The organism is Terrabacter sp. P5_B1, assembly GCF_056400505.1.
The window spans coordinates 1-5,534 of sequence record NZ_JBFULD010000288.1 but is presented as its reverse complement, the minus strand read 5'-3'; the positions used below and the strand labels follow the sequence as shown (position 1 = coordinate 5,534).

Here is a 5,534-nt window from a genome sequence, read left to right as displayed (position 1 = left end):
GTCGGTGGCGGCCGCCTCGACCACCTCGGCCTCGTCGCCGGTCGGCTCGAGACGCACGAGCGGTGCGCCGGTCTCGACCTGGCTGCCGACCGAGACGAGCAGCTCCCGCACGCGCGCCGCGAAGGGGGCTGGGAGCACCGTCTCCATCTTCATCGACTCGAGGACGAGCACCGGTGCGCCCGCGGCGACCTCGTCACCCACCTGGGCCGGGGTCGCGACGACGAGCGCGGGCGCGGGCGAGCGCACGACGCCACCCTCGTCACGGGTGACGCGGTGGGTGATCCCGTCGACCTCGACGAGGTGGACGGGCCCGTGGGTGGCCGTGATGAGGCGGTGCGAGCGCCCCTCGACGACGATGCGGCCGGCATACTCGTCGATGCGGTCGAGCGTCACGTCGACGACGTGCTCGTCCCCGCCGTTCGTGATGGAGACGCGGTAGCGGTGCGACGCCGTGCGCAGCACCATGACCTTGTATGCCGTGCCGCGCAGCTTGAGGTCGATGGCGCGGCCGACCGTGTGCTGGACCTGCGGGCGACCGCCCCGGGCCGACTCGAGCAGGCGGGCGCGCTCGATGGCCTCGGCGTCCTCGTAGGCCTCGATGCCGGCGGCGACGAGCGCGACGCCGGAGTGGCGGTGCGAGACGAGGCGACCCTCGGCGCGGACGCGGTCGATCCAGCCGGTGTCGGCCGAGCCGTCGATGATCTCGGGCTGGTCGAGCAGGTCGAGGATGAAGCTCTTGTTGGTCGAGCCACCGTCGATGACGACGGTCGTCTCGGCCATGGCGCGGCGTAGGCGGGCGAGGGCCTCGTCGCGGTCGCGACCGTGGGCGATGATCTTGGCGATCATCGAGTCGAAGTCGGCGGGGATCGAGTCGCCTTCTCCCACACCGGTGTCCACGCGGATGCCGGGACCGGCGGGGAACTGGAGCAGGCTGATGCGGCCGGGGCTCGGCGCGAAGTCGCGGTCGGGATCCTCGGCGTTGAGGCGGGCCTCGACGGCGTGGCCACGCGGGGTGGGCCGGCCGCCCGGCAGGTCGCCGAGTCGGCCGCCGTTCGCGACGAAGATCTGGAGCTTGACGAGGTCGGTGTCGGTGACGACCTCGGTGATGGGGTGCTCGACCTGCAGGCGCGTGTTGACCTCGAGGAAGGCGAAGAACCGCTCGCCCGGGTGGTAGAGGAACTCGACGGTGCCGGCGCCGGCGTAGCCGACGGCGATCGCGAGTCGCTCGGCGCTCGTGCGGACCTCGTCCTCCTGCTCGGCGCTGAGGACGGGCGAGGCGGACTCCTCGATGACCTTCTGGTTGCGGCGCTGGACGGAGCAGTCGCGGACCCCTACGGCCCACGCGGCGCCCTGGCCGTCAGCGATGACCTGGACCTCGATGTGGCGGGCGCCCGTGACGAGCTTCTCGAGGAAGACGACGCCCGAGCCGAACGCGCGCTGCGCCTCGTCGCGGGTGCGCTCGTAGGCGTCGGTGAGGTCGGCGTCGGAGTCGACGCGACGGATGCCGCGGCCGCCACCGCCGGCGGTCGCCTTGAGCATGAGCGGGTAGCCGATGCGCGCGGCCGCGGCCTTGGCGTCCTCGAGGGTGTCGACGCCGCCGCGGCTCCACGGGGCGACGGGCACGCCGACCTCCTCGGCGATGAGCTTGCTGCCGATCTTGTCACCGAGCTTGCGCATCGCCTCGGGGCTCGGGCCGATGAAGGTGACGCCGACGCGCTCGCACAGCTCGGCGAATGCCGGGTCCTCGGCGACGAAGCCCCAGCCGACCCAGGCGGCGTCGGCGTTCGTCTCGCGCAGGGCGCGTTCGAGGACGGCGTGGTCGAGGTAGGGGCGCGCCGACGCGGGACCGAGGTCATAGGCGTCGTCGCTCTCGCGGACGAACATGGCCCGCCGCTCACCCTCGGTGTGCAGGGCGACCGTCTCGATGCGGTGGCCGTGCGCCCCGGCGGCCGCGTTGAGGTCCCGCACCGCGTGGATGAGCCGCATGGCGGCCTCGCCGCGGTTCACGATGGCGATGCGAGAGATCATCGGGGCTCCTTCTGCCGAGGGGTGGTGTCGCTCCCCCCGCAGCCTTCCACGCCAGCGCGGTGACCGGCGAGTAGACAGGCGCCGATTCGTCGGCCAGCTCAGGTCGGGCCAACTCAGGTCAGCTCGGCGATGACGGCCCGCACCATGCGGCGACCGTGCTCGGCCATCCGGGGGAAGGTGTGCCGGTAGTAGTCGATGCCGGTGATCGACGGGCCGAAGGCCCAGCCGCAGGCGCGCAGCCACATCGCGTCGTCGGGGGCGACGGCGTCCCGATACGCCTCGCGTGCTGCGCCGGTGAAGGTCCACAGGGCGGCCGCGAGGTCTGGCGCCGGGTCACCGACGCCGAGGGCGCCCCAGTCGATGACGGCGACGAGGCGGCCRTCATCGACGACGAGGTTGCCCGGCTGGAGGTCGCCGTGGATCCACACCGGGTCGCCGGCCCAGTCGGGCGCTGAGACGCACGCCTGCCAGGCGTGCTCGGCCGCCGCTAGGTCGATGCCGTCGTCGTGGGCCCGCAGGCGCTCGAGACCCGCTCGGACGGTGTCGTCGACGTGCACCAGCGGTGTGCCCCGCGAGCCCGGCGGCTTGCTGGGGCCGTCCGCGGCGTCGACGTCCCGCAGCCTCAGGGCGAACGCCGCGAGGTCCTGCGCGAGCTGCACGTCGTCGGACCCGAGTCGGGGAGGGGTGGATCCGACGACCCAAGGGACCACCGACCAGGCCCACGGGTAGCCCTCCGAGGGTCGACCGAGGTGGACCGGCACCGGCACGGCCACGGGCAGGTGCGGGGCGAGCCGGGGCAGCCAGCAGGCGTCGGACTCGGCCTGGCCCTGCGCCCACTCGACCTTCGGCATGCGCACGACGAGCTCGTCGCCGAGCCGGAAGAGCACGTTGTCGGTGCCCTCCACGTCGTCGGGCAGCGAGGTGACGGGCAGGTCCGCCCACTGCGGGCACTGCTCGACGAGGAGCCGCTCGACCAGCTCGGGCGTGGCGCGGACCTCGTCCTCATGCATCGGCATCCCGGTCACGCTAGGTGGGCGGCGCGCTCCCGGGCGACGGGTTTTCCGGACTGACACCGGCGACCGATAGCGTTCTGGCCCGTGACCACGATCGACGACGTCAGGCATGCTGTGCGCACCGCATCCGGGGTGTCGCTCGACGTCGTGCTCGGTCCGATGAAGTCCGGCAAGAGCCTGGCCCTGATCTCGACGCTGTCGCCGCTGCAGTTCACCCGCGTGCGGCACCGCGTCTACCAGTCGGAGCGGCACGTGCGCGACACCGGCGTCACCTCGCGCAGCGGCGGCGAGCTCGCGACGACGAAGGTCTCGTCCCTGCACGCCGCCCTCGACGAGCAGCTCGACGTCGTGGGCGTCGACGAGGTGCACATGTTCGATCTCGACGACATGGCCGTCATCGACGAGCTGCTGCGTCGCGGCACCCGCGTCGTCGTCGCCGGGATCGACCTCGACCACCGCGGCGAGCTCTTCGCCCCGGTCCGGGCCCTGCTCGAGCTCGGTCCCGACACCGTCGCCTACCGGCGCGCCGTGTGCGACCAGTGCCGTGACTTCAGCGCCACCCACACGCAGGTGCTCCGATCGGGCGAGCCCTTCCTCGACCACCTCGGCGGGTCCGAGGCGCTGCCCGACGACGGCACCTTCACCTACGAGGCGCGCTGCCGCTCCTGCTTCGTGCGTCCCGCACGGGTGGGCCTCGGGGTGGGCGTCCGGTGATGCTGCCCGGCTGCTGTGCACTGGGTTGTCACGTGACCCAGATACTCCTCGACACGGCCTGAGTCACCTGGCGACCCAACACACAGGGGCCGTGTCGGGTTACAGCGACGCGGCCCGCTCCCACGGGCGGTCGGACGCGAGGAACGGCTCCTCTGCGCCCATCCACGCGTCCCAGAACTGCTCCGCCTCCCCGGGTGCCCAGCCCAGATCGACGTCCCGTCGGATGCCACGCTCCCGCGCCTCCAGTCGGTCGGATGGTGCAGTCGCATGGCGTGAGTATGCCGTTGGGTCACCCCCCTGCCCCGTGCACACGCGCTACCGTGCCGAGGATGAGCCGTCCCGACAGTGCCGTCCGCCTCATCCGGTCCGCCGCGCTCATCGACACCGCGCCCTACGCGTATGCCGCGACGACCGACCCGGGGACGCGGCTCGTGTTCACGGCCGGAGCCTGCCCACTCGACGAGGCCGGCGCGACCGTCGCACCCGGCGACGTCGCTGCGCTGGCCCGTCGGTGCGTGTCGAACCCCGTGACCGCCCTCGAGGCCGCGGGCGCGACCCTGGGGGACGTTGCCTACACGCGGGTCCTCGTGGCGACGACGGTCCGCGAGGATCTCGTGGCGGCCTGGACCGTCGTCCACGACGCCTTCGGAGATCACGAGGTGCCGAGCACCCTGCACGGGGTCACCGTCCTCGGCTATCCCGACCAGCTCGTCGAGATCGAGGCCGTCGCCGCGCTCAGATAGCCGGTGCGGCCGGACGGCCGTATGCCGTGTCGCTCAGTTCTCGAGGTAGGGGTCGGTGAGGCTCCGGAGGTCGACGAGCGCCTCGACGAGGGCCCGGGACCGCTGCTCGCCCAGGTGCTCGCGCCACTCCTGCTCGATGCCGTCCTGCACGACCCGGGCGACCGCGATGACGGCGTGACCCTTGGCGGTGAAGCGGATGAGCCGGGCGCGGGCATCGCGTGGGTCGGCGACACGTTCGACGTAGCCGTCCTTCTCGAGCTGGTCGACGAGGTAGCCGGCAGTGGGCTTGGTGATCTGGGCGGCGTCGGCGAGCTGGGTCAGCCGCGAGCCGGCGTCGTCGATGCGTTGGGCCATCCGGGCCTGGGCCAGGGTCAGCGGGTAGCCGGCCTCGTTCACCGCGCGCAGGATGCGTTGCTCGAGGTGGCGGTAGGGGATGAAGAGGAGGACGCCCAGGCTCGGGTCTGGCACCGAAACCCCCTTGCACATCGCTGGGTCGAGTGGGAATGTAGTAAGAACTTCTTACCATAATCATGGGAGGTTCCCATGGACGACACCATGTGGAGCGCGCTCGAGCAGGAGCGCCTCGGTCTGGCGTCCCTGCTCGAGGAGCTGACACCCGCGCAGTGGGAGATGCCGTCGCTCTGCGCGCGATGGCGGGTGCGCGACGTCGCCGCCCACGTGGCCATGACGCCGACCGCGCCGACCACGTCGACGCTCCTGCGGCAGCTCGCCCGGGCGCGGGGCAACCTCTGGTCCGCCGGCGCGCAGATCGCCATCGACCACGCTCGACGCCCCACTGGCGAGATCGTGGAGCAGCTGCGGCGTGACGCCGCCGCACGGACCATGCCGAGGATCACGAACCCGGACAACCTCCTGATGGACGCCATCGTCCACGGTCAGGACATGGCGGTCCCCCTCGGCATCGGGCGGCCCGTGCYGGAAGAGGCCGGCCGGGCCGCCTTCGACCGGGTGTGGGGCATGGGCTGGCCCTTCCACGCGAGACGCCGCCTCGCCGGGTTGCGGCTCGTCGCCACCG

6 protein-coding genes are annotated in these 5,534 nt (G+C 72.4%); 3 read left to right on the top strand and 3 right to left on the bottom strand.

Annotation, left to right across the window (positions count from 1 at the left end; genetic code table 11):
* Positions 1 to 2,028 (bottom strand): acetyl/propionyl/methylcrotonyl-CoA carboxylase subunit alpha (locus AC1DP0_RS17390; protein ID WP_478086749.1); only part of this gene is annotated, 2,028 nt, incomplete at its 3' end.
* Positions 2,029 to 2,141: 113 nt separating this feature from the next.
* Positions 2,142 to 3,044, bottom strand: coding sequence for an aminoglycoside phosphotransferase family protein (locus AC1DP0_RS17385; protein ID WP_478086747.1), 903 nt, complete (start codon positions 3,042 to 3,044; stop codon positions 2,142 to 2,144).
* Between the two features lie 81 nt (positions 3,045 to 3,125).
* Between AC1DP0_RS17385 and AC1DP0_RS17380 the strand changes: the two genes are divergently transcribed.
* Together AC1DP0_RS17380 and AC1DP0_RS17375 are read left to right on the top strand one after the other, a co-directional pair.
* Positions 3,126 to 3,755: a thymidine kinase gene (locus tag AC1DP0_RS17380; RefSeq protein WP_478086745.1), complete on the top strand. Its 630-nt coding sequence runs from the start codon at positions 3,126 to 3,128 to the stop codon at positions 3,753 to 3,755.
* Positions 3,756 to 4,084: 329 nt separating this feature from the next.
* Positions 4,085 to 4,498, top strand: a complete 414-nt coding sequence (locus tag AC1DP0_RS17375; RefSeq protein ID WP_478086743.1) for a RidA family protein — start codon at positions 4,085 to 4,087, stop codon at positions 4,496 to 4,498.
* A 33-nt stretch (positions 4,499 to 4,531) separates the two neighbouring features.
* On the opposite strand, the gene AC1DP0_RS17370 is transcribed toward AC1DP0_RS17375, so the two are convergent.
* Positions 4,532 to 4,966: a MarR family winged helix-turn-helix transcriptional regulator gene (locus tag AC1DP0_RS17370; protein WP_478086741.1), complete on the bottom strand. Its 435-nt coding sequence runs from the start codon at positions 4,964 to 4,966 to the stop codon at positions 4,532 to 4,534.
* 75 nt (positions 4,967 to 5,041) lie between these two features.
* On the opposite strand from AC1DP0_RS17370, the gene AC1DP0_RS17365 reads away from it, so the two are divergent.
* Positions 5,042 to 5,534 (top strand): maleylpyruvate isomerase family mycothiol-dependent enzyme (locus AC1DP0_RS17365; RefSeq protein WP_478086739.1); only part of this gene is annotated, 493 nt, incomplete at its 3' end.

What these genes read in the sequence shown, in the direction of transcription:
- AC1DP0_RS17375 (WP_478086743.1), top strand. Translation starts at nt 4,085, where the DNA reads ATGAGCCGTCCCGACAGTGCCGTCCGCCTCATCCGGTCCGCCGCGCTC.